Here is a 21,016-nt window from a genome sequence, read left to right as displayed (position 1 = left end):
TCCGGCCGATGACAGGTCTCAAAGCAGATAGCGGGCGACCTGCCGATATAATTCCTCGTCGAGATCGGGAGAAAGCCGATGCAACGGATTTGAGACCATTCCGCCGCTCTCGGTGACTTTGCTGGTAATCTTCGGAAAATAGGTCTGCTTCGGATCGATGGGGACGATGAAGGCCGCCACGCCCTCCGCCGCAAACAATTTATGGAAGGCCGCATCGGTCTCGAAACCCGGCTTGATCCGCATGGCCGGCACATCCCAAGCCGCGAAAATCTTCTCCCAGTTGGGCAGACCGAGACCTGTGGCAATATCGCACCCGAGATAACGGCCGCCGAAATAATTGCTCTGGGTCATCCGGATCGACGCATAGCCGTTGTCGTCATAGATGAAAATTTTCAGATTCAACCGATTGACCGCGGCCGTCCCGATCTCCTGAAGATTCTGCGCAAAGCCGCCGTCGCCCTCGACGAGGACGGTGCGCCGGCCGTTGCCGGCAAATGCCGCGCCGATGCTGGCGGAAAGGCCATAGCCCATGGCGGCCAGGCCCTTGTTCGACACCATGATCTGCCCGGCCTTGTTGGCGAAGCATTGAAGCATCGTCGTGAAGGCGCCGCCGCTGCTGCAGGGAATGATGATGTCGTCGGCGCGGCAGAGCTGCGACAGGGTCCCCGCGAATTCGTACGGCGAAATATAGCCGGGGCCGGTCGTGTTGCAGTCTTCGGCGAGCGGCAGGCGCTCTTTCACCTCGCGGCAGAAGGAAAGCCAGGATCGATGATCGCCGAGATCAGCCTTCGCCAAATAAGCGAGAACCTGATTGGCGTCGCCGCAGAGCGGCCAATCGACCTTCGGATGCCCCTTATGCAATTCGCTTTTGTCGCAATCGACCTGGATGATGTCGCCATGCGGCAGGAATTCTTGCCAATTGAAGCCGGTCTGCTGCATCCCGAGCCGCGTGCCGAGCGCGATCAGAAGGTCGGCCTGCTGGATGAGAACGTTGGCGTAACGCTGACCCCACGTATTGGGTCGCCCGAAATAGACGGGCGAGTCGGCCGCGATCCGATCGGCGCCGTTCCAAGTGGTCATCACCGGAATCGCCATCGCATCAAACGGCGTGCGCGCAGCCGCCGCGCGATCGACGCCGCCGCCGACCAGAACGATCGGCCGCTCGGCCTGCCTTATTCTCGCGGCAACCTGCTCAAGATCGGCCGCAGCGATCGGCGGTATGGCCGGCAGCGGCGATGGCGCGCGATTGAAGGCGTCTTCGGCCACGTTGCGTGCCTGAATATCGAGCGGCAATTCGATGAACACCGGCCCTTTGCGGCCGGAACTGCCGGCCTGAATCCAAGCCGTAAACTGCGCCTGGTCGATCGCATCTTCCATGAGAACGGACAATGCGCTGACGGGCCGCGCGAGGGCGACGCCATCCACTTCCTGAATGCCGCGCTGGCGCACCTCCCCGCGGCTGAGATCCGCCGTCTTGACCTGACCGCCAATGACCAGGAGTTCGCGGCTTTCAAGCCAGGCGCCGGCGAAGGCCGTCAAAATATTCGTCAGTCCAGGGCCGGCCGTGACGAGGGCGAAAGCGCGCTCGCCCGAAGACACCTGATTGAAATATTCCGTCGCGATCCCGGCTGCGACTTCGTGGACGACCGGAATCGTGCGCAATTTGCGGCCGCACGATTCCAGGATGTGCATGATATTGCCGCCGGCCACGAAGAAACACGTTGTGTATCCTGCTTCCTTCAGCCAATCGACGAGAAGATCGCTATATTTCAAGAAGCCACTCCTACCGGCACACGCGCCCTGAATTCGTCGAGCACCTCCTCGAAAGCAAGGATGATCTGACGCTGAATGTCCTCGGTCTTCGGCAGCGCCGTCAGCTCGGTCCGCCCGGCGCTATTCACCATGACGACGCGATACCTATCGGGCGTATGCTTTTTGTCCGAGGCGAACCGATCGAATAACGCGCTGGACGTCACCGGCTGCAACGCCTCGGGCAGATCCGTTACGAAACCGAGGAGATCGCGGATATGCGCCTGCAGCTGGCCGACCTCGGGGAGTGATTCGTAACGGATGTTCTGCAGCCGGCCGAGCGCCAGCGCGCAAAGTATGCCAAGACCGACGGCGATCCCATGTGCAATCCGGTAAGCGGACGAACCTTCCAGTGCGTGACCGAACGTATGACCGAAATTGAGCAACAAACGTTCGTTCTGGTCGAACTCGTCGCGTTCGATGAACCACTTTTTCGCGGCGAGGCTCGCAGCGATAATTCCAGCAAAACCCTCCGGCGTGAGGCGCGGCGACGGCTGATAGGCCAAATAGGCCTGCCAGGCCTCCGAGTTTCGGCAAAAGGTGATCTTTGCCGCCTCGATGAGTCCGGCCGCGATTTGCTCGTCCGACAAAGTCGCGATGAATTGGGTATCGATGATCACGCGTTGCGGCGGATTATAGGTCCCGACTAGATTTTTATATTCGTTGACGTTGATCGAGGATTTGCCGCCGATGCAGCTATCGACCATGCCGAGCAAAGTGGTCGGCACATAGAGCCATTCGAGACCCCGCATATAAATCGCCGCGCAGAACGCCGCGACGTCCTGGACGATCCCGCCGCCGACGGCAACAAGGCGCGTCTTACGCGTCACGCCCATCTTTCGCAGAGCCGAAATAACGTCCGGAACAGCCGAAAGGCTTTTCGTCAATTCGATCGACTTCAGCGGCAGGTAACGGATGCCGGCTTTTTCGCAATCCGAAGAAAAACGCTCGTCGCAGATGACGAAAGCATTTTCGCGGGCATTCAGGATTTGTCGATAAAGGTCCGGCGACAGTTCAACCGAATAGCGCCCAGCCAAAGCCGTGATGTCAAACAAGGCGGACATGGCTAAATCCCAGATCTGCTGCGATAAATTGGCCGGTGACGCCGGTGTTATAGGAGGAGCAGAGGTAGAACACAAGGTTGGCAACGTCGGCGAGCGCGGGCAACCGATTGAACTTGGTTGCCTCTTCGAGCCGCGCAATTTGGTCGGCGCCAAGGTTGCGGCGTGTCATCGGCGTATCGAGCGCGCCGGGCAAAACCGCATTGATGAGATGCCCATTGGCCGCGATATCGGCTGCAACCGAAAGAACGAGCCCTTGCAAGGCGGCCTTGGTTACCGTGTAGGAGAATTTGTTTTGCCGCGCCATGTTCTGCCAAATCGAACTGACGACGCAGAGCCGCGACGCCGGTTTGAGAAGATCGAACGTCAGCAGCTTTTGCAGGGTCGCCACGATATAGAGGCAATTGGCGCGATAAAGCTCCATATGGCTTTCGAGCGAGACGTCGTAAATGCTGTCGTTCAGGTTGGCGCCCTGCGCCCAGCAAACAGCGGAATAGGGGCCAGACGCACGAAGTACCGAGCCGTCGAACTGCGCATCGAACGGATCGACCTCAAGCCAGTCGATCCGCTCGTTTTCGCTGACGCGCCGGCGTGCCGTCCCGACGACATGCCATTCCTCGGACAAGAATCTCTTGGCGATCGCGCCGCCGATCGCGCCATTCGCACCGAAAAGAAGAATGCGCTCGGATTCGGCACCCTTCTGAGAAGCGTTTACTTTGTCGGGCATTGACAGCGGTTAACCGCCGACGACTTTCATGGTAGCGCGATTCTTCTCGACGTCGGCTTGCAGGACGTGCCAACGCTTCTCGAGCATGTCGATGCGCTTGGCGTCTTCGCTCTGAATCGCGCCGTAATAGTCGCGCTTGTTCAAGAGCCAAAGAAGCTCGAAATGAACAGCGTTCAGGAGACCGGTTTTGACATGCTCCTGCTCAAGTGCCGCCGCGGCAAAAACGACCTTGCGCGTCTCGAAACGCGTCAGATGGATTTTCTTCACTTCGCGCAGCGCCGCCACGGCATCGACAGAAACACCGCCGCCGACGACCAAATCGAGACCCTTTTCCTTGCACACCCTTGCCGTTTCGCACACGTCATGGGTGACGACGTTGTCGTTGATCGCGTCGCGCGACAGACCTTTCGACAGGGAAAAATCGACGCGGCCGAAAACGATCCCTTGCGTCCCACGCGGCTTGGCCGCTTCCGTCGCCAAGCCATTGAGCGATTTAAACGCGCCTTCCGTCTCGAGATTGAAGAGAAAGTCCGTATCGACCTGAGTCTCGTCGGAATAGATCTTGTTCTTCGCATCGATGAATTTCGACAGCGCATATACGCTTTCGATCATGGGAGCGATGATATATTCGACGCCGATCTGCTGACTTTCGATCAAATCCCGCATGGCTTCGCAGCCGCCGATTTTCAGCCCGACCTTGAGGTTGGCCTTGCGCGCGATCTCGATCAGCCTCAACAGCTCTTCGATGCGGGTTCCTTCGGCCTCAAATTCTGCCTTCACAGCGACATAACCGGATTCATCACGGCCGCGTTTCAGGATTTCGAGCATCTGCCGTTCGCGCTGATTCATACATAGATCCATGTGGCTGGAGGGGTCTGTCATCTAAACAACGTACCGCAAACTTGGCAAGCTGAATCGGGACAGGCTTTGCTCACGTCAGTTTACTTGCTTGCAAAAATTCTTCCGCCTCGTCAGACGTCATCCACTTAAAGCGCGGCAATTGATGCCGCGCAAAGGTGAATTGCCGCTTGGCATAGGCGCGCGTATCACGCTTGGCGTGTTCCGCCGCCGTCGCGAGATCGATTTCGCCTCTGAGATGGCGCAGAATTTGCGGCACGCCGAGTGCGCGCATCACCGGCAGGGCCGGATCAAGGCCTCTGCGACCGAGTGCTGCGACCTCGTCAAGAGCCCCCGATTCGAGCATCATATCAAAGCGACGGTCGATCGCCGCGTTCAGGGCGGCGCGATCGGGCGCCAGGAAAATTGCCATAAAAGTGTCACTATCGAGCAGAGGCTTTGCCTTTGCCGCCTGGAAGAAGGCAAGACTTTGGCCCGTCGCCGCCTGGACTTCCAACGCGCGCAAGATACGTTGCGGATCGCTCGGCCGGAGCCGCGCCGCCATGACGGGATCGCGCGCTGCAAGCTCGGCGTGAAGCGTGGCGACCGACATTGTCTGGGCCCGCGCCCGCCATTCGGCGCGGATCGGCTCGGCCACCCGCGGCATCTCCGAAAGCCCTTGCGTGAGCGCCTTGAAATAAAGCCCGGTGCCGCCGACGATGATCGGCAATCGGCCCTCGTCACGCAATTCTCCGAGAATTCTGCACACGTCCTCCACATAACGGCCGACGGAATAATTGACCGCGCCGTCCACATGGCCAAAGAGCAAATGCGGCGCGCGTGCCAATTCCGCGGCCCCCGGCCGCGCCGTCAAAATGGTGAGGTCGCGATAGACCTGCATCGAATCAGCATTGACAAGCGTGCCGCCGAGACGCTCGGCGAGGCGGAGCGCAAGGTGCGACTTGCCGCTCGCCGTCGGGCCTGCAATGAGAAGTGCGGAAATCCTGTTGTCGGCCATACGATATTCCTATGACTCATGTCGCGACACTTGTCTGCGATCCCCTGCGGCCGGCGCTGGACGAGGCTTTGCTTGCGCGCATCGTCCGGCGGCTCTCGGGCGTGCGGGCGGAATGGCTCGATCCGGAGATCGCTGCGGATATTTTCTTCGCGCCCGGAGATTCCGATATCGGCGGGATTTTAATCGAACTGATCGCGGATCGGCCAATCGATATGATCGCCCAGCCCGTCGCCGACCGCCGCAAGAAGCTGCTTCTCGCGGACATGGACTCGACCATCATCGCGCAAGAAAGCGTCCACGAACTGGCCGATTTCACCGGCAAACGGGCGGAGATTGCGGCGGCGGCGCAGCGTGCCGTACGCGGCGAGGTTGCGGTCGCTCCGGCCGTGCGTGCCGGTGTCGCGCATTTCGCCGGCATTCATATCGGCGTCTTCGACAAGATCCTCGCCGAGCGCATCAGTCCGACACCGGGCGCAAAGACATTGGTCAAGACCATGCGCGACCATGGCGCCTACACGGCTCTCGTCTCCAGCAGCTTTTCCCATTTTGCCGCGCCCGTCGCGGAACAGGTCGGATTTGACGAAAGCGTCGCCAACGAGCTTGTGGTCGAGAACGAGCGGCTCACCGGCGAGGTGGCCGAACCGATCCATGACGGGACAACCAAGCGGATGACCCTTCTGTCTCTGCGGCGGCAGCACGCCTTGCGGCCGGCCGAGACGCTCGCCGTCGGCGACGGCGCCAACGATATCGACATGCTGATGGAGGCCGGCCTCGGCGTCGGTTTCCGGCCAAAGCCTGTGCTCGCCGAGAAGGTCGCCGCCCGCCTCGACTACGCCGACCTCACGGCCTTGCTCTATGCGCAAGGTTTCCGGCGCGAAGACTTTTCAATCTGATCAAAAGGGGAATTTCGTGCTCGTTCTTTATTTCTCTCCAGGTTCAAGTTCGCTCGCCGCGCATATCGCACTCAATGAGACCGGCGCGCCTTTCGAGGCGCGGCCGGTTCTCGTCGCCACAGGAACCCGCAAGCCGGAATTTCTGGCGATCAATCCCGAAGGCAAAGTGCCGAGTCTGCTGATCGACGGACGGCTTTTGACCGAAGTGCTCGCCATTCTCTTTTACTTGGGCCGGGCCTACCCGCAGGCGAAGCTCTTGCCCGGAGACATCGAAGGCGAAGCGCAAGCGCTGTCTTGGATGTCGTTTCTCGCCTCGACCGTGCATGGCGCTCGCGCCGATGCGACGCAGGGACGGGCCGCCTTTGCTTTGGCGGCGCAGAGGCTCGGCGCGGGCGAATGGGCGCTGGGCGATTATTCCGTCGTCGATATTTTTCTTTTCCGGCTCTTCTGGCGCTTCGCCGCGCGGTTCCAATTCACGCCGGACGAATTCCCAAATCTCGAAGCGCATCGCGCGCGGATGCTGGCGCGCCCCGCCGTCATCAAAACGCTCGCGGTCGAATCGGCCATCGCGGAAAAGGCGGGCCTCACTCTGCCTTGAAATCGTCCGGATCGAATTCGCGGTAGGTCGAGCAGAATTCGCACGTGACGCCGATCTTGCCGTTGTCGCCGACCATGTCGTCGCGCTCCTGCTGGGTAAAATTGCGCAGCATGGCGGCGATGCGTTCGTTCGAACAGCGGCAGGCTGCGCGGATCGGCTGCGGCGCGAAGACTCTGACGCCACGCTCGTGGAACAGCCGGTAAAGCAGGCGTTCGCTCGAAAGGTTCGGATCGACCAGTTCATGGTCCTCGAGCGTACCGGCGAGCGCCTTCGCCTCCGCCCAAGCATCGTCCTCGAGAATCTCGGGGACAGACGCGCCCTCTGGTATGTCACCCGGCGCAAGATCGGCGCGCCGCTGGCGCTCGACCGAGGCGGGGAGGAATTGCAGCATCAGGCCGCCGGCACGCCAGTTCGTCGCCGCGCCCGTCAGGCTTTCGGCGACGGCCAGCCGGACGAAGGTCGGAATCTGCTCGGACTGGCGGAAATATTGATGCGCGGCTTCTTCCAGCCCTTGGCCATCGAGCGCGACGACGCCCTGATAACGCGCGACATCGCTGCCTTGCTCGATCGTCAATGCCAAATGGCCCCGGCCGAGCAATTCGGCGCCCGGCGCCGTCTCGGCGAGACGCGCCTCATCGAACCGAGCGAAGGCGCGCACCCGGTCCGGCGCATCGAAATCGACGACGATCATATCAACGACGCCATCGCTGCGCGTCTGCAATTGCAGCCGGCCTTCCGATTTCAGCGCCGCACCGAGCAGGACGGTGAGCGCCGCCGCCTCGCCGACGAGGCGTGCGACGGCCGGCGGATAAGCATGGCGCGTGAGAATTTCATCGACCGCCGGCCCAAGCCGCACGATGCGGCCGCGCACATCGAGAGGCTCGACAGCAAAGGGCAGAACCATGTCGTCGTGAACTTGGTCGGAGACCGGGCGCAGAGGCGTATCCGCCTCGCTCATCCGGCCACCGCATCGAAACACCAGGCCAGAATGCCCTTCTGCGCATGCAGCCGGTTTTCGGCCTCGTCGAAGACGACCGACTGCGGTCCGTCAATCACCTCGTCGGTGACCTCCTCGCCGCGATGCGCCGGCAGGCAATGCATGAAGATCGCGTCCTTGGCCGCTGCCTTCATCAGCTTGGCATTGACCTGATAAGGCGCAAGCAGATTGTGACGGAAATTCTCGTCCTTGTCGCCCATCGACACCCAACAATCGGAGATCACCGCATCGGCCCCGCGCACCGCCTCATAGGGATCGCGCGTGATGTTGAGCCGCGCCTGATTGGCCTTGGCCCAAGACTTAATCTCCAACGGAACATCGAGTTCCGCCGGCGTCGCGACATTGATGGTGAAGTCGAAGCGCTGCGCCGCGTGGATCCAGCTCGCGAGCACATTGTTGGCATCGCCCGCCCAGGCGACGATCCGATCCTTGATTGGGCCGCGATGCTCTTCGAAGGTCATCACGTCCGCCATCACCTGACAGGGATGCGACTTCTTGGTCAGGCCGTTGACGACCGGTACTTCCGCGTTCCGCGCCAACTCGCTCAGCTCGTTGTGGTCGAGCATGCGGATGACGATGGCATCGACGAAGCGCGACAGTACCCGCGCCGTATCGGCGATCGTCTCGCCACGGCCGAGCTGCATTTCCTTGCCGGTCAGCATGATCGTCTCGCCGCCCAGCTCGCGCATCGCGACGTCGAAGGAGACGCGCGTGCGGGTCGAAGGTTTGTCGAAGATCATCGCCAACATCTTGCCGGTCAGCGGCCGCTGCGCCGCGAGCTGGCCCTTGCGGCGGTGGCTCTTGATCGTGCCGGCAAGCGATAGAATCCGCCGCAGTTCTTCGGCCGAGACTTCCGATAGGTCGAGAAAATGCTTCGGTGGCGCCACGTTGCGTAAGCCCGTGCTCATCAGGCAGCTCCCCGCTGCGCCGCCTTCGCCCGCTCGGCGGAGAGTTTTTCCGCGGCGGCATTCAGGCGGGTGAGCGCCAGCGCCACCTCGGCCTCGTCGACCGTCAGCGGCGGCAGAAGGCGGACCACATTATCGCTCGCCGGGATGGTGATCAGCTTCTCGGCCAGCGCGGCCTTGACGAATTCGCCGACGGGACCGACCACCCGCAGGCCGAACATCAGACCCTGCCCGCGCACCGCCTCGATGACATCGGGGTAGCGCGTCTGCAATTCGCCGAGGCCCCGGCCGAGCGCCGCGCCCGTCTCCGCCACGTGGCCCAAGAATCCAGCGGCGAGGATGACATCAAGCACGGCATTGCCGACCGCGGTCGCCAGCGGATTGCCGCCATAGGTCGTGCCATGCGTGCCGGGCGTCATGCACAGCCCGACGGCGCGCGTCGTCAAAAAGGCGCCGAGCGGGAAGCCGCCGCCGATACCCTTGGCGAGGCCCATAATGTCGGGTGTGGCGCGCGAGTGCTGATAAGCGAACAGCTTGCCAGTGCGGCCCATGCCGCTCTGCACCTCATCGAAAATCAACAGCAGTCCGTGCTGGTCGCAGAGTGCGCGCAGCGCTTCGAGGAAGTCCGGGGCCGCAACCCGAATGCCCCCCTCGCCCTGCACCGGCTCGATGAGGATAGCCGCCGTCTGCGGCGTGATCGCAGCCTCGGCGGCGGCAAGATCGCCGAAGGGGACCTGATCGAAACCATCGAGCGGCGGGCCGAAGCCTTCGAGATATTTCGGATTGCCGCCGGCCGCGACGGCGGCGAGCGTGCGGCCGTGAAAGGCGCCCTGGAAGGTGATGATCCGGGTACGCTCCGGATGGCCGCTGACGAATTGATGGCGACGGGCCGTCTTGATCGCCCCTTCCATCGCCTCGGTGCCGGAATTGGTGAAAAAGACGAGATCGGCGAAGCTTTCCGCGACCAGCCGCGCGCCGAGCTTTTCGGCCTGCGGAATCTCGAAAAGATTGGAGACATGCCACAACTTGCGGCCCTGATCGATCAGCGTGCCGACCAAATGCGGATGCGAATGGCCGACGCTGACGACGGCGATGCCGGCCCCGAAATCGAGATATTTGTCGCCATTCGCCGCATAGAGCCAAGCGCCCTCGCCGCGCTCGAAAGCGAGGTTGAAACGCGCATAGGTGGGCAGAAGCGACGAAGTCACGGCAAAAGCTCCAGCAAATAGCCCGGCAGCGGCGATTTTGCCCGCAGCCGGCACAGGGCGATCCCCCAACGAAAAGTGCCGCTCCGGCGGGAGCGGCAACAAGAAAATCTATTGTAGGGGGCACAGGCGCGGCGGTCAAATACTGCGCCGAGGACCCAACGGCCACGATTACCCCCGAGTCACAATGACGCGGCCTGTGGACCAACCCGATGGACTGTTGAAAACGCGGCCGCGCAAGACATGGCGACTCTTGCGCAAGATTCAACGGCTAGTGTAGCCTTTCAGACGTCGACTACGACATCTCGTGCGGCGGGCCATTCAAAATGCGTAACCTTTTATACGACGCCGGTTTTCCGGCGCAGCGTCGATTCCGGATTCCATCGATCGCGCCGCCGGCACCAGGTCGCGTCAGCCGCGTTCAGGCTAATTTTCCGATCCAAATCGAGGAGGACTGAATGTCCTGGACCGATGAACGGGTAGAGCTTCTACGCAAACTCTGGCTTGAAGGGCTCAGCGCCAGCCAAATCGCGCGCGAGCTTTCCAATGGCATCAGCCGCAATGCGGTGATCGGCAAGGTCCACCGGCTCGGCATGTCCGGGCGGGTCAAGGCCGCCGCCCCGGCTGTTGCCCGGCCACGGGTGAAGACGGCCCGGGCCGCCGCACATCAGCGCATGAGCGCCCCGATCGTGCGCGGCAATACGGCGCTCGCCATAAGATCACAACCGGTCGAAGCACTTTTGCCGACGCCCGAGGAAGACGTGGTGATCCCGATGTCGGAAATGGTCACGATCATGGATCTGAAGGAATCCATGTGCCGCTGGCCAATGGGCGATCCGGCCTCCGGCGAATTCCGTTTCTGCGGCGGCAAGAAGAACGCCAATCAGAGCGGCCCCTATTGCACCTATCACAGCCGCATCGCGTACCAGCCGGTCCAGGACCGGCGCCGTGAGCGGCGCTCGCAATCGGCCTAATCGGCCATCGGGGACTAGGCGAAGCAATCCGTTCCGGATTGCTTCATTGCCGATGCGTTGCACGCTGCCGCTCGCAGAGCGGGGCGATCATTCGTTCTTGCCGAAGGTCTCGTCGAAAGAATAGCCGGCGCCGCGGATCGTGCGGATCGGGTCGCGCTCGCCGGCAAGCGACAAGGCCTTGCGCAGGCGGCCGACATGAACATCGACGGTGCGCTCGTCGATCTCGGCGGAGAAGCCCCAGATCGAGTCGAGCAATTGCGACCGCGAGAAGACTCGGCCAGGCTTGCCCATCAGATATTCGAGCAGGCGAAATTCGGTCGGCCCGAGGTGAACGTTGCGATCGCCGCGGCTCACCCGCCAATTTTCCCGGTCAAGCGCCAGATCGCCGGCGACGAGCAGCGCCGCAACCCGATCCGGCCGCGCCCGCCGCAACAGAGCGCGCACGCGCGCCATCAATTCCGGCACGGAGAACGGCTTAACGATATAATCGTCCGCCCCGATCGAGAGGCCGCGCACCCGCTCGCTCTCGTCGCCGCGCGCCGTCAGCATGATGACCGGCAGGCTGCGCGTCGCGTCGCGCGCCCGCATACGGCGGCAGATTTCAAGGCCGGAGACGCCGGGTAGCATCCAATCGAGAATGACAAGATCGGGCGGCGATTCGACGAGCCGCAATTCCGCCTCGTCGCCGCGCTCGACACGCTCGACGACAAAGCCTTCGGCTTCGAGATTATAGCTGAGCAGCAGGCTCAGCGCCGCCTCGTCCTCGACGACGAGAATGCGCGGCGGCGCCACCGCCGCGGAATTCGGCCGCGGCGGCGCATTGCGGGCCTCCTGCGCGGGTCGGGAATCCGGAACAGAGATGATCTGGTTGTTCATCTATGGCTCACTTGGGAAGGGGCAAATAATCTGTTGCGGGTGAAGGGCCTTTCGGCCGGTCCATCGGCAGGGTTTCGCCCGTGACGAGATAAACCACCGTCTCCGCGATGTTGGTGGAATGGTCGCCGATCCGCTCGATGTTCTTCGAGCAGAATAAGAGGTGGGCGCAGAACGAGATATTGCGCGGGTCTTCCATCATGAAGGTCAGCAGGTCGCGGAAAACCGAATCTTCCAGCGCATCGAGCTCGACATCATGGGTCCAGACCATGCGCGCCCGCTCAACGTCGCGCAGCGCATAGGCATCGAGCGCGTCCTTCAACAACATGGCCGCCGCTTCGTGCATCGACTTCAAACCGACGATAGCGCGCGGCAAACGCGTCTCGCCGGAAAGTTTCAGCGCCCGCTTGGCGATGTTTTTGGCAAGGTCGCCGACGCGCTCGAGATCGCCCGAAATGCGGATCGCGGCAACGATCTCGCGCAAATCCGCGGCCAGCGGCTGGCGCTTGGCGATGGTCATGATGGCATGCTCTTCGACATCGCGCTGCAGCACGTCGAGCCGTACATCCATGGCAACGGTCGTGCGGGCGAGGTCCGAATCGAGCGATGCGAGCGCATCCATTGCATTGCTCAACATCTGCTCGGCAATGCCGCCCATTTCCGCAATCTTGCGGCCAAGGACTTCGAGCTCGTTGTCGTAAGCTTTGACGGTATGATCGGTCATTGCGAAAGGCCCTGAAATCGGAAACGTCAGCCGAAACGGCCGGTGACATAGTTCTGTGTCCGCTTCTGTTCGGGAGCGGTGAAAATCTGCGTCGTCGTGCCGAATTCGACCAGCTCACCGAGATACATGAACGCCGTATATTCCGAGACGCGAACCGCCTGCTGCATATTATGCGTGACGATGGCGATCGTATATTTCTCCTTGAGCTCGTCGATCAGTTCTTCGATTTTTGCTGTCGAAATCGGATCGAGCGCCGAGCAGGGCTCGTCGAAGAGAATCACTTCCGGCTGGATGGCGACCGTGCGGGCAATGCACAGGCGCTGCTGCTGGCCGCCGGAGAGCGACAGGCCGCTCGCCGTGAGTTTGTCTTTCACCTCGTCCCAAAGCGCCGCGCCGCGCAGCGCCGTCTCGACGCGGGCATCGAGATCGGCCCGCGACATACGCTCGTAAAGCTTCACGCCAAAAGCGATATTGTCATAGATCGACATCGGAAACGGCGTCGGCTTCTGGAACACCATGCCGACACGCGAGCGCAGCAGATTGAGATCCTGCCCCGGCGCCAGGATATTCTCGCCGTCGAGCAGCACCTCACCTTCGGCGTGCTGGCCCGGGTAAAGATCATACATCCGGTTCAACACGCGCAGCAGAGTCGATTTCCCGCAGCCGGAGGGGCCGATCAGCGCCGTCACCTTGTTGGTGTAGAGCGGAATGTTGACGTTCTTCACCGCATGATTCTGGCCATAGTAAAATTGCAGGTTGTTGACGGCGATCTTCGTCGGAAGCTCGTTTCTGGCCGATACTGTCGTCGCCACGGCGGTCATCGTGTACGTCCTTCAGAACTGAGGGACCGTGCCAGGATCGACAGGCCAAGCACGGCAAGCGTGATGAGAAGCGCACCCGTCCAAGCCAGGCCCTGCCAGGTCTTGTAGGGACTCATCGCAAATTGGAAGATGATCGCCGGAAGGCTCGCCATCGGCGCGTTGAGATTGGTCGAGTAGAACTGATTGTTGAGCGCGGTGAAGAGCAATGGCGCGGTTTCGCCGCTGACACGGGCGATCGCGAGCAGCACGCCGGTGATGAGGCCGGCGCGCGCCGCCTTGTAGGCAATCCGCTGCACGACGGTCGCGCGCGGCAGCCCGAGTGCGCTCGCCGCCTCGCGCAAGGCACCGGGCACAAGCAGCAACATGTTCTCGGTCGTCCGCACGACGATCGGGATGACGATCACCGCCAGGGAAACGGCGCCGGCGATGCCGGAGAAATGGCCCATCTGGGTCACCATCACCTGATAGACGAACAAGCCGATAACGATCGAAGGCGCGCTGAGGAGAATATCGTTGATGAAGCGCACGACGGTGGTGAGCTTCGAGTTGCGGCCATATTCGGCCATGTAGGTGCCGGCGAGAATGCCGAGCGGTGTTCCTATCGCCACGCCGAGCACCGTGATGATCAGGCTGCCAACGATGGCGTTGAGGAGCCCGCCGACGCTGTCAGGCGGTGGCGTGTTCTGCGTGAAGACCTTGAGCGAAAGGCCGGCAAAGCCGTTCCAAAACAGAGTGATGAGAATGAATGCCAGAAACACGAGGCCGAAGGCCACGGAGGCGTAACAGAGGCTGAGCCAGATCGCGTTGGCGCGCTTGCGGGTATTGTACAGCGCCACGGCTATCGCCCCCCTTGCTTTTCGAGCCGCATCAGCATCAGCCGCGAGATCGCCAAGACGACAAAGGTGATGATGAAGAGGATGAGGCCGAGCTCGATCAGCGAAGAGGTGTAGAGATCGCCGACCGCCTCGGTGAACTCGTTGGCGATGGCGGCCGAAATGGTCGTGCCGGGCGCCAGCAGCGAGCTGGGGATGGTATCGGCATTGCCGATCACGAAGGTGACCGCCATGGTCTCGCCGAGCGCGCGGCCGAGGCCGAGCATCACACCGCCCAAGACACCGACCCGTGTATAGGGGATGACGATATTCTTGATCACCTCCCAGGTGGTGAAACCCATGCCATAGCCTGCCTCCTTGAGCAGCGGCGGCACCGTATCGAAGACGTCGCGCGCAACCGCGGAGACAAAGGGAAGGACCATGATTGCCAGGATGAACCCGGCGGTCAGCAGGCCGATGCCATAGGGCGGTCCGGCGAAGAGGATATTGAGGCCGGGCACCTTGGCGAAGAGCGCAATCAATCCGGGCTGGACATGCGCTTGCAGGAAGGGCGCGAGTATGAACAGGCCCCAGATGCCGTAGATGATCGAGGGAATGCCGGCGAGAAGCTCGATCGCCGTGCCGATCGGACGGCGCAGAGCGTGCGGGCAAAGTTCGGTCAGGAAGATCGCCACGCCGAGGCCGATGGGGATGGCGATGATCATCGCGATAAAAGATGTGACCAGCGTCCCGTAGACGGCAGCTAAAGCGCCGTATTGATCGATCGCCGGATTCCAAACATTCGTAACAAAGAAGCGGAAACCGAAGGCCCGGAAGGCCGGAATAGAACCGTGGATCAGCGACGCGATAACCCCGCCGAGGAGCAGCAGGACAGCGACGGCCGCGGCGAACGTCAGCCAGTGAAACGCGGCATCGCGGACTTTGAAGCCGCTTAGCGCGCGCGCGCGGCGCGCGGCATCATCATAGGCCACTCGGCCACCCTTTACCGCTATGTCCGCCAAACGTCGTCTCCGCCACTGAGAGCGCGATCATCTGCGGACCGCACTCCGTTTATCAATGAGGCAGGCTTGGCCGCCGCGTCAGCAGCTCAGTCCGTCAATCCGGCCTTTACCGGCCAGCAGTCTATCGTCCTGCCGGCGCGACGGCGACCGCCGCGCCGGAATTTCCGCGAACGGAACGGCTTAGTTCATCAAAGCCTTGCCGTCGGCGCCCTTGACCTGATCCGCCCAGGTCTTCTCGATCAGCGTCACGACCGAAGCCGGGATCGGGATGTAGTCGAGGGATTCGGCCGCCGCGCCGCCCTTTTCAAACGCCCAAGCGAAGAACTTCAGCGCCGCCTTCGTAGCCGCCTCATCCTTCGGCTGTTTGGGCAGCAGGATGAAGGTCGCGGCGGTGATCGGCCAAGAGGCATCGCCCGGCTGGTTGGTGAGGATCAGGTGGAAGCCTGGGGCATGCGCCCAATCGGCGTTCGCCGCCGCGGCAGCGAAAGCATCCGACGTCGGCGCAACGACCTTGCCGGCGCTGTTGATGAGCTTGGTGTAGGTCAGCTTGTTCTGCAACGCATAGGCATATTCGACATAGCCGATGGCGCCCTTGGTCTGGATGACGTTATTGGCAACGCCTTCATTGCCCTTGGCGCCGATGCCAGCCGGCCATTGGACGGCCGTCGAAGAACCGACCTTCGCCTTCCAATCCGGCGAAACCTTCGACAGGTAGTCGGTGAAGTTGAACGTCGTGCCCGAACCGTCGGCGCGGTGAACGACCGCAATCGCCGTCGACGGCAGCTTGACGCCGGCGTTCAGCTTGGCGATCGCCGGATCGTCCCAGGTCTTGATCTCGCCCATGAAGATCTTGGCGAGGGTCGGACCGTCGAGGGTGAGCGCGCCGGCCGTAATACCATCGAGATTGACGACGGCGACGATGCCGCCCATGACCTGCGGCCACTGGATGAGGCCGTTCTTGTCGAGATCGGCGACCGACAGAGGCTTGTCGCTCGCGCCGAAAGTCACCGTGCGGGCTTCGATCTGCTTGATGCCGCCGCCGGAACCGATCGACTGATAGTTCAGCGCGTCGCCGGTCTCGGCTTTATAGGCGGCCGCCCATTTCGAATAGATCGGGTAGGGAAACGTGGCCCCGGCACCGGAGATGTCGGTGGCGCGGGCGGCGACGACGGCGCCAACAATCGCGCCAGCAATCAAACCCGTCCTAACGAGGGTCTTGAAACTCATCTTTAGCCTCTCGAAACTGAGGAAATAGCACTGCATCCCGGCCTTTGCCGGAGCACGCGGGCCGCACCCTAGAAACGGCGAGCAACGCATTTACGACAGCTGGATGACGTTTACATGACGGACCATAAACGGTCCCGCTCAACCTTCGAAAAGCGGCAGCGTGACCGTAAAGGTCGCGCCCTCTTTCAATTTGGATTCAATGTTTAAGCGGCCGCCATGACGTGCGACAATATGTTTGACGATGGCCAGGCCGAGGCCGGTCCCGCCTTTGGCGCGGCTTTGCCCGGCATCGACGCGATAGAAGCGCTCGGTCAGCCGCGGCAGATGCTCGGGCGCGATCCCCGGGCCGAAGTCGCGCACCGCGATATGCGCCTGCCGGCCATGCTCGCTCAAATCGACGACGACGCGCCGATCGACGGTGCCGGAGTCGGAGGCGCCATATTTGATCGAATTCTCGATCAGGTTTTCGGCGACACGCAGAAGCTCGTCGCGGTCGCCCGGTACAACGATTTCGGTCGGCGCTTCGATGACAAGTTCGACGCCGCGTTCCTCGGCGACCGGCGAGAGCGTATCGGCGATATGGCGGAAAATGCCGACGAGATCGACCGGCGTCTCCGGCCGCACGTGCAGGTGCTGCTCGATCCGCGACAGCGAGAGCAAGTCGTCGACGAGGCGCGACATGCGCTGGGCCTGTTCGCGCATGATGGCAAGAAAGCGGGTGCGTGCCTCGGCATCTTCTTTAGCCGGCCCTTCGAGCGTTTCGACGAAGCCGAGCAGCGAGGCGAGCGGCGTGCGCAATTCGTGGCTCGCATTGGCGACGAAATCGACGCGCATGCGCTCAAGCCGCCGCGCATCGCTGAGATCGTGCAGCGAGAGGATCAGCGCCTGTTCGAACATCTCGTCGGCGAGCGGGGCGATATTGACCTCGAACAGGCGCTCGACCGGAAATTTCTCCGACCAGACGACGCGCTGGCTGCGGCCGGCGTCGCGCACCCGGTCAATCGCATCGAGCACGTCGGGCGAGCGCAGCGTGCGCGCCAAAGGAATATCGGTCTGCAGACCGGGCAGGATCGCATGCGCGGCGGAATTGGCGGCGACGATGCGGTCGTGCCGGTTGATGACGACGACCGCCTGCGGCATCGCTTCAGCAAAACTGCGGATGAGCGAACGGTCGCGATTGCGCGTCTTCTCGTCCATCAGGTTTCGAAATTGATCTTCTTCGAAAGTCATCGCGCGCCGCCCGGCGTCCAAAGCACATCGCCCTCGCCGAAGCGGTTGAGATGCCGCGCCGCGACGAAGAGAAAATCCGACAAACGGTTGATATATTTCAAGGCCGGCATGCCGACCGTCTCGCCCGGCTCGGCCGCAAGCGCCACCATCAGCCGCTCGGCCCGGCGCGCCACGGCGCGCGCGACGTGCACGGCCGCCGCAGCTTGCGAACCGCCCGGCAAGACAAAGGAGGTCAGCGGCAAAAGATCGGCATTGAGCGCATCGATCTCGCGCTCCAGCCGGTCGACCTGATCTTGCCGCATCCGCAAACGCGCCGGCGCCTGCGCCTGCTCCGGCACGCAAAGATCGGCGCCGAGATCGAAGAGGTCATTCTGGATCGCGGCAAAAAACGCGGCGAGCCTGCGTTCGTTCGGAGCCTCGCTCAACGCCGCGCGCGCGAGGCCGATGAAACTATTGGCTTCGTCGACCGTCCCATAGGCCTCGATGCGCAGATCGTCCTTGCGACGGCGCGCGCCGTCGCCGAGCGAGGTCATACCCGCGTCACCGCCGCGTGTATAAATCTTACTGAGCGTGACCATCGGCCTACTTCCGAAGCAACAGTACGCCGAGAATGATCAGAATAGCAACGAACTGCAAACCGACGCGCCAGCGCATCAGCTTCTGCGACAAATTCGGGCTGCCGCCGCGCAGCATGTTCACGAGGCCGGCGACGAGCACCGCGAAGACAGCGAAAACCGCCACGCCTACAAGCGCATTGCCGAACCTATGCATATTTGCCTCTTGAGCTTGCCGGGGCGCGATGTCAACCGCGCGTCACAAACTTTGTTTCCGCTCAATAAGGCTTCAGCAGCCGCTCGAGATAATCGAGTTCTTCCTGCGAGCGCCAGGGGTCGCTGAGCCGCCGGCGCAGTTCCTCAAGCACGCGCTGCGCCCGTTCGGCCGCCGGCAAGCCTTCCATATTCAGCCGCGAATTCGGATTGAGCACCGGATCGTCGGCCATCGGCCGGCCAAGCGGGTCCTCGTCGCCGGCGCCTTCAGCCTGGCCCGGACCCTGCTGATTGCCGGCCTGCTGACCCTGCCCCTGGCCTTGCTGCATCGCCTGCGCAAGCTGGTCTGCGCCCTTGCGCAGACCCTCCAAAGCCCGGCCCTGCGCCGCGACCGCGGAATCGCCGGGGCTCTGGCCCTGGCCTTGCTGCTGACCTTGCTGGTCGCCCTGTCCCGCTCCGCCCTGCTGGCCCTGTCCCTCCTGGCCTTGCTGCTGGCCCTGGCCTTGTTGTTGGCTCTCGCCCTGCTGATCCTGCCCCTGCTGGCGGCCGGCGTTCAGCGACTTCTCGGCCTCCTGCATGGCCTTTTGCGCATCTTTCAGGCCGGGCTGATCCTGACCGAGTTTTTGAAGCTGCTTCTGCAGGTCTTGCAGACGCTGCCGCAGCTCTTGCTGCAGATCGTGCAATTGCTGCGCGGTCATCGGCTTTTGCGCACCGCTCTGGTCCGGCTGATCGGAATCCTGCGCATGCGCCAGCCGCTGCGTCTCGTCGCGCAGTTTCTGCTGATCGTGCGTCAGCCGGTCGAGATCGCGCATCGCCTGGGCCATGGCCTGGTTTGCAGGACTTTGGTTCTGCTGGGCCATCTGCAGATTTTCGAGCGTGTTCTGCAATTGCTCGAGCATTTTCTGCGCATCTTCGCGGTCGCCGGCATTGGCCAGCTGCTCCATGCGGTCGAGCATCGATTGCAGATCCTGCCGTGTGACGGATTGCGGAGCGTTGGGTGAACGCGGCGCTTCCTGCGCGTGCCGCTGCGCCTGGCGGGCGGCGAATTCGCGCAGGAACTTGTCCAGAGCGGCGCGCAGGCTATCGGTCAGCTTGCGGATTTCGTCGGGCGAGGCGTTGCGCTGCAAGGCTTCGCGCAAATGCTGTTCGGCGGCGCGCAGATCGCGCTCGGCATCGGCAAGGCTGCCGTTTTCGATCTGCAGCGCCATCGCCCAGAGAAAATCGGCGACGCCGACGAGCTGTTTGTCGCTCTGCGCGTCCTGCAGCAGATTGGCGGCGAAGGAGAGGCCCAGGAAGATCGAATTCGAAACGCCGAACATGTCGGGCGCGATCATCAAGGCGTCGAGCGCCGTCTGAACCCTGTCCCGCGACTCAGGGTAGAGCACGAGATTGCGGCGTTGTTCGACCAGCGCCTTGGCAACCGGCTTGACGAAAGGCCGCTGCGGCAGCGTGATCTCGATCGGATCGCTGCGGCCGATATTGCCGCCTTCGTCGCGCGCGACGAGGGTCATCTTGACCCGCGCCCCGGCCCATGGATGGTCGGAAAGGTCGCCTGTCGTCTCCGCCGTGCCGACGCCGCCCGCCGGCAGAACCAGCGAAAGCCGCGGCGGCGCCACGAGAGAGCGCACCGTCCCGCTCGCGCCGTCGACATGCGGATCGGCAAACACGGCCTCGGCGGCAACGGCGCCGTAATCGTCGTCGATTTTATAGGCAAGCGTCAGCGAGCCGCGGACGTTGAAGCGCGGCGCATCGGTCAGTTCGATCTGCGGTGGACGGTCGGGAATGACGGCGATGTCGAAGACGCCGACCGGCGTGCCAGCGTGCTTCAATGTGAGTTCGGAATCGCCGCGAAGGGTAAGCCGATGCTCGCTTTCGCCCGGCGCTTGCGGCGCATTGGCCTCTTTGGGCGCCGCCTGGAGGCCGCCTTGCGTCTCGATGCCGACATCACCCCCCGCCGCGCGGACGATCAGCGTCGAATTGATCGGCGCCTCGACTTTGGTGGCCTGATCGGGCCGACCGAGTTGCAGCAGCACCGGCGGCTTGCCAGTATAGGCTGGCGGATCGAGCCAAGCATCGATGCGATAGCTCGCCGCGACAGGCGACGCACCGCGCCAGTCGAAGGCGGCGGCGATCCGCGCATATTTCTCCGGCCCCGCCATAAAGGCGCTTGCGACGAGCAGGACGAGGACGGCGGCACGAAGAGCATAGCGATCGAGATCGGCAACGCGCGGCGAGGGCGCGCCGACGTGAAGCGCTCCGATCCGCGCCGCGAGCCGCTTGCGATGCAGGGCCCACAGCGCCTGCGTCGCCGGATCGGCATTGGCATTGGCCAATGCGTCATCGAGGCCCGAGGCGGGGCCATGGGTGAAGTCCGAGCTTTTGTCGATCCGCGCGAGGGCGGCCTTGCGGGCCGGATTGCGCAGGCCGAAAAGCGGGACGAGCGAGGCAACAAAAGCAATGGCGAAGAGCCCGACGCCGATCTCGCGCCAGAGGGGGCCGAGTTCGAGCCAGAGGCC

General features: G+C 62.6%; 21 protein-coding genes. 3 read left to right on the top strand and 18 right to left on the bottom strand.

The window, feature by feature from the left end; translation table 11 throughout:
* Positions 1-18: 18 nt before the first annotated feature.
* The 5 genes from Q0025_RS10590 to miaA all read right to left on the bottom strand — a co-directional run bounded on the left by Q0025_RS10590 (position 19) and on the right by miaA (position 5,452).
* On the bottom strand, positions 19-1,773 hold the full coding sequence (locus Q0025_RS10590; protein WP_297298795.1) for a thiamine pyrophosphate-binding protein: 1,755 nt from the start codon (positions 1,771-1,773) through the stop codon (positions 19-21).
* The gene (locus Q0025_RS10585; protein WP_297298793.1) at positions 1,770-2,873 is read right to left on the bottom strand and encodes a 3-dehydroquinate synthase family protein; all 1,104 of its coding nucleotides are present in this window, start codon (positions 2,871-2,873) and stop codon (positions 1,770-1,772) included. The genes Q0025_RS10590 and Q0025_RS10585 overlap by 4 nt, the downstream gene beginning before the upstream one ends.
* Positions 2,857-3,597, bottom strand: coding sequence for an SDR family oxidoreductase (locus tag Q0025_RS10580; RefSeq protein ID WP_297298791.1), 741 nt, complete (start codon positions 3,595-3,597; stop codon positions 2,857-2,859). Before Q0025_RS10580 ends, Q0025_RS10585 begins: the two co-directional genes overlap by 17 nt.
* Before the next feature lie 9 nt (positions 3,598-3,606).
* Positions 3,607-4,446: an aldolase/citrate lyase family protein gene (locus Q0025_RS10575; RefSeq protein ID WP_297298789.1), complete on the bottom strand. Its 840-nt coding sequence runs from the start codon at positions 4,444-4,446 to the stop codon at positions 3,607-3,609.
* An 82-nt stretch (positions 4,447-4,528) separates the two neighbouring features.
* Positions 4,529-5,452, bottom strand: a complete 924-nt coding sequence (gene miaA, locus Q0025_RS10570) for a tRNA (adenosine(37)-N6)-dimethylallyltransferase MiaA (protein WP_297298787.1) — start codon at positions 5,450-5,452, stop codon at positions 4,529-4,531.
* 11 nt (positions 5,453-5,463) lie between these two features.
* Here miaA and serB point away from each other — a divergent pair, with 11 nt between their 5' ends.
* Together serB and Q0025_RS10560 are read left to right on the top strand one after the other, a co-directional pair.
* A complete protein-coding gene (gene serB / locus Q0025_RS10565) occupies positions 5,464-6,345 on the top strand; it encodes a phosphoserine phosphatase SerB (protein ID WP_297298784.1) in 882 nt (293 codons plus the stop codon).
* Positions 6,346-6,361: 16 nt separating this feature from the next.
* A complete protein-coding gene (locus tag Q0025_RS10560; RefSeq protein ID WP_297298783.1) occupies positions 6,362-6,943 on the top strand; it encodes a glutathione S-transferase family protein in 582 nt (193 codons plus the stop codon).
* Here Q0025_RS10560 and Q0025_RS10555 read toward each other — a convergent pair.
* Genes Q0025_RS10555 through Q0025_RS10545 form a run of 3 tightly spaced genes read right to left on the bottom strand, consistent with a single transcriptional unit; the run spans position 6,930 to position 10,053 of the window.
* On the bottom strand, positions 6,930-7,901 hold the full coding sequence (locus Q0025_RS10555; RefSeq protein ID WP_297298781.1) for an Hsp33 family molecular chaperone: 972 nt from the start codon (positions 7,899-7,901) through the stop codon (positions 6,930-6,932). The genes Q0025_RS10560 and Q0025_RS10555 overlap by 14 nt on opposite strands.
* Positions 7,898-8,848, bottom strand: coding sequence for an ornithine carbamoyltransferase (gene argF, locus Q0025_RS10550; protein ID WP_297298778.1), 951 nt, complete (start codon positions 8,846-8,848; stop codon positions 7,898-7,900). The genes Q0025_RS10555 and argF overlap by 4 nt, the downstream gene beginning before the upstream one ends.
* Positions 8,848-10,053: an aspartate aminotransferase family protein gene (locus Q0025_RS10545; protein WP_297298775.1), complete on the bottom strand. Its 1,206-nt coding sequence runs from the start codon at positions 10,051-10,053 to the stop codon at positions 8,848-8,850. The genes argF and Q0025_RS10545 overlap by 1 nt, the downstream gene beginning before the upstream one ends.
* A gap of 455 nt (positions 10,054-10,508) precedes the next feature.
* Here Q0025_RS10545 and Q0025_RS10540 point away from each other — a divergent pair, with 455 nt between their 5' ends.
* Positions 10,509-11,024, top strand: a complete 516-nt coding sequence (locus Q0025_RS10540; protein ID WP_297298773.1) for a GcrA family cell cycle regulator — start codon at positions 10,509-10,511, stop codon at positions 11,022-11,024.
* Between the two features lie 87 nt (positions 11,025-11,111).
* On the opposite strand, the gene phoB is transcribed toward Q0025_RS10540, so the two are convergent.
* The 10 genes from phoB to Q0025_RS10490 all read right to left on the bottom strand — a co-directional run.
* Complete coding sequence (gene phoB, locus Q0025_RS10535) at positions 11,112-11,900, bottom strand: phosphate regulon transcriptional regulator PhoB (protein WP_297298771.1); 789 nt, start codon at positions 11,898-11,900, stop codon at positions 11,112-11,114.
* 7 nt (positions 11,901-11,907) lie between these two features.
* Positions 11,908-12,621, bottom strand: coding sequence for a phosphate signaling complex protein PhoU (gene phoU, locus Q0025_RS10530; protein ID WP_297298769.1), 714 nt, complete (start codon positions 12,619-12,621; stop codon positions 11,908-11,910).
* Positions 12,622-12,647: 26 nt separating this feature from the next.
* Entirely contained in the window at positions 12,648-13,442 is a 795-nt protein-coding gene (gene pstB / locus Q0025_RS10525) for a phosphate ABC transporter ATP-binding protein PstB (protein ID WP_297298768.1), read from the bottom strand.
* Positions 13,439-14,278, bottom strand: coding sequence for a phosphate ABC transporter permease PstA (gene pstA / locus Q0025_RS10520; protein ID WP_297298765.1), 840 nt, complete (start codon positions 14,276-14,278; stop codon positions 13,439-13,441). The genes pstB and pstA overlap by 4 nt, the downstream gene beginning before the upstream one ends.
* Before the next feature lie 2 nt (positions 14,279-14,280).
* Complete coding sequence (gene pstC, locus Q0025_RS10515; protein ID WP_297298763.1) at positions 14,281-15,246, bottom strand: phosphate ABC transporter permease subunit PstC; 966 nt, start codon at positions 15,244-15,246, stop codon at positions 14,281-14,283.
* A 210-nt stretch (positions 15,247-15,456) separates the two neighbouring features.
* A complete protein-coding gene (gene pstS / locus Q0025_RS10510; protein WP_297298761.1) occupies positions 15,457-16,503 on the bottom strand; it encodes a phosphate ABC transporter substrate-binding protein PstS in 1,047 nt (348 codons plus the stop codon).
* Positions 16,504-16,641: 138 nt separating this feature from the next.
* Positions 16,642-17,700, bottom strand: a complete 1,059-nt coding sequence (locus Q0025_RS10505) for an ATP-binding protein (protein ID WP_297298840.1) — start codon at positions 17,698-17,700, stop codon at positions 16,642-16,644.
* A gap of 29 nt (positions 17,701-17,729) precedes the next feature.
* Positions 17,730-18,311, bottom strand: a complete 582-nt coding sequence (locus Q0025_RS10500; protein ID WP_297298759.1) for a cob(I)yrinic acid a,c-diamide adenosyltransferase — start codon at positions 18,309-18,311, stop codon at positions 17,730-17,732.
* 4 nt (positions 18,312-18,315) lie between these two features.
* On the bottom strand, positions 18,316-18,504 hold the full coding sequence (locus tag Q0025_RS10495) for a twin transmembrane helix small protein (RefSeq protein ID WP_297298757.1): 189 nt from the start codon (positions 18,502-18,504) through the stop codon (positions 18,316-18,318).
* A 61-nt stretch (positions 18,505-18,565) separates the two neighbouring features.
* Positions 18,566-21,016, bottom strand: a 2,451-nt coding sequence (locus Q0025_RS10490; RefSeq protein WP_297298755.1) for a TIGR02302 family protein, incomplete at its 5' end; no start/stop codon positions are given.

The sequence above is a fragment of the uncultured Methylovirgula sp. genome (assembly GCF_947646745.1).
In the GTDB taxonomy this organism is placed as follows: Bacteria; Pseudomonadota; Alphaproteobacteria; order Rhizobiales; family Beijerinckiaceae; genus Methylovirgula.
Note: the sequence above shows the minus strand (reverse complement) of the source record. Positions and strands in the feature narration are given on the sequence as shown.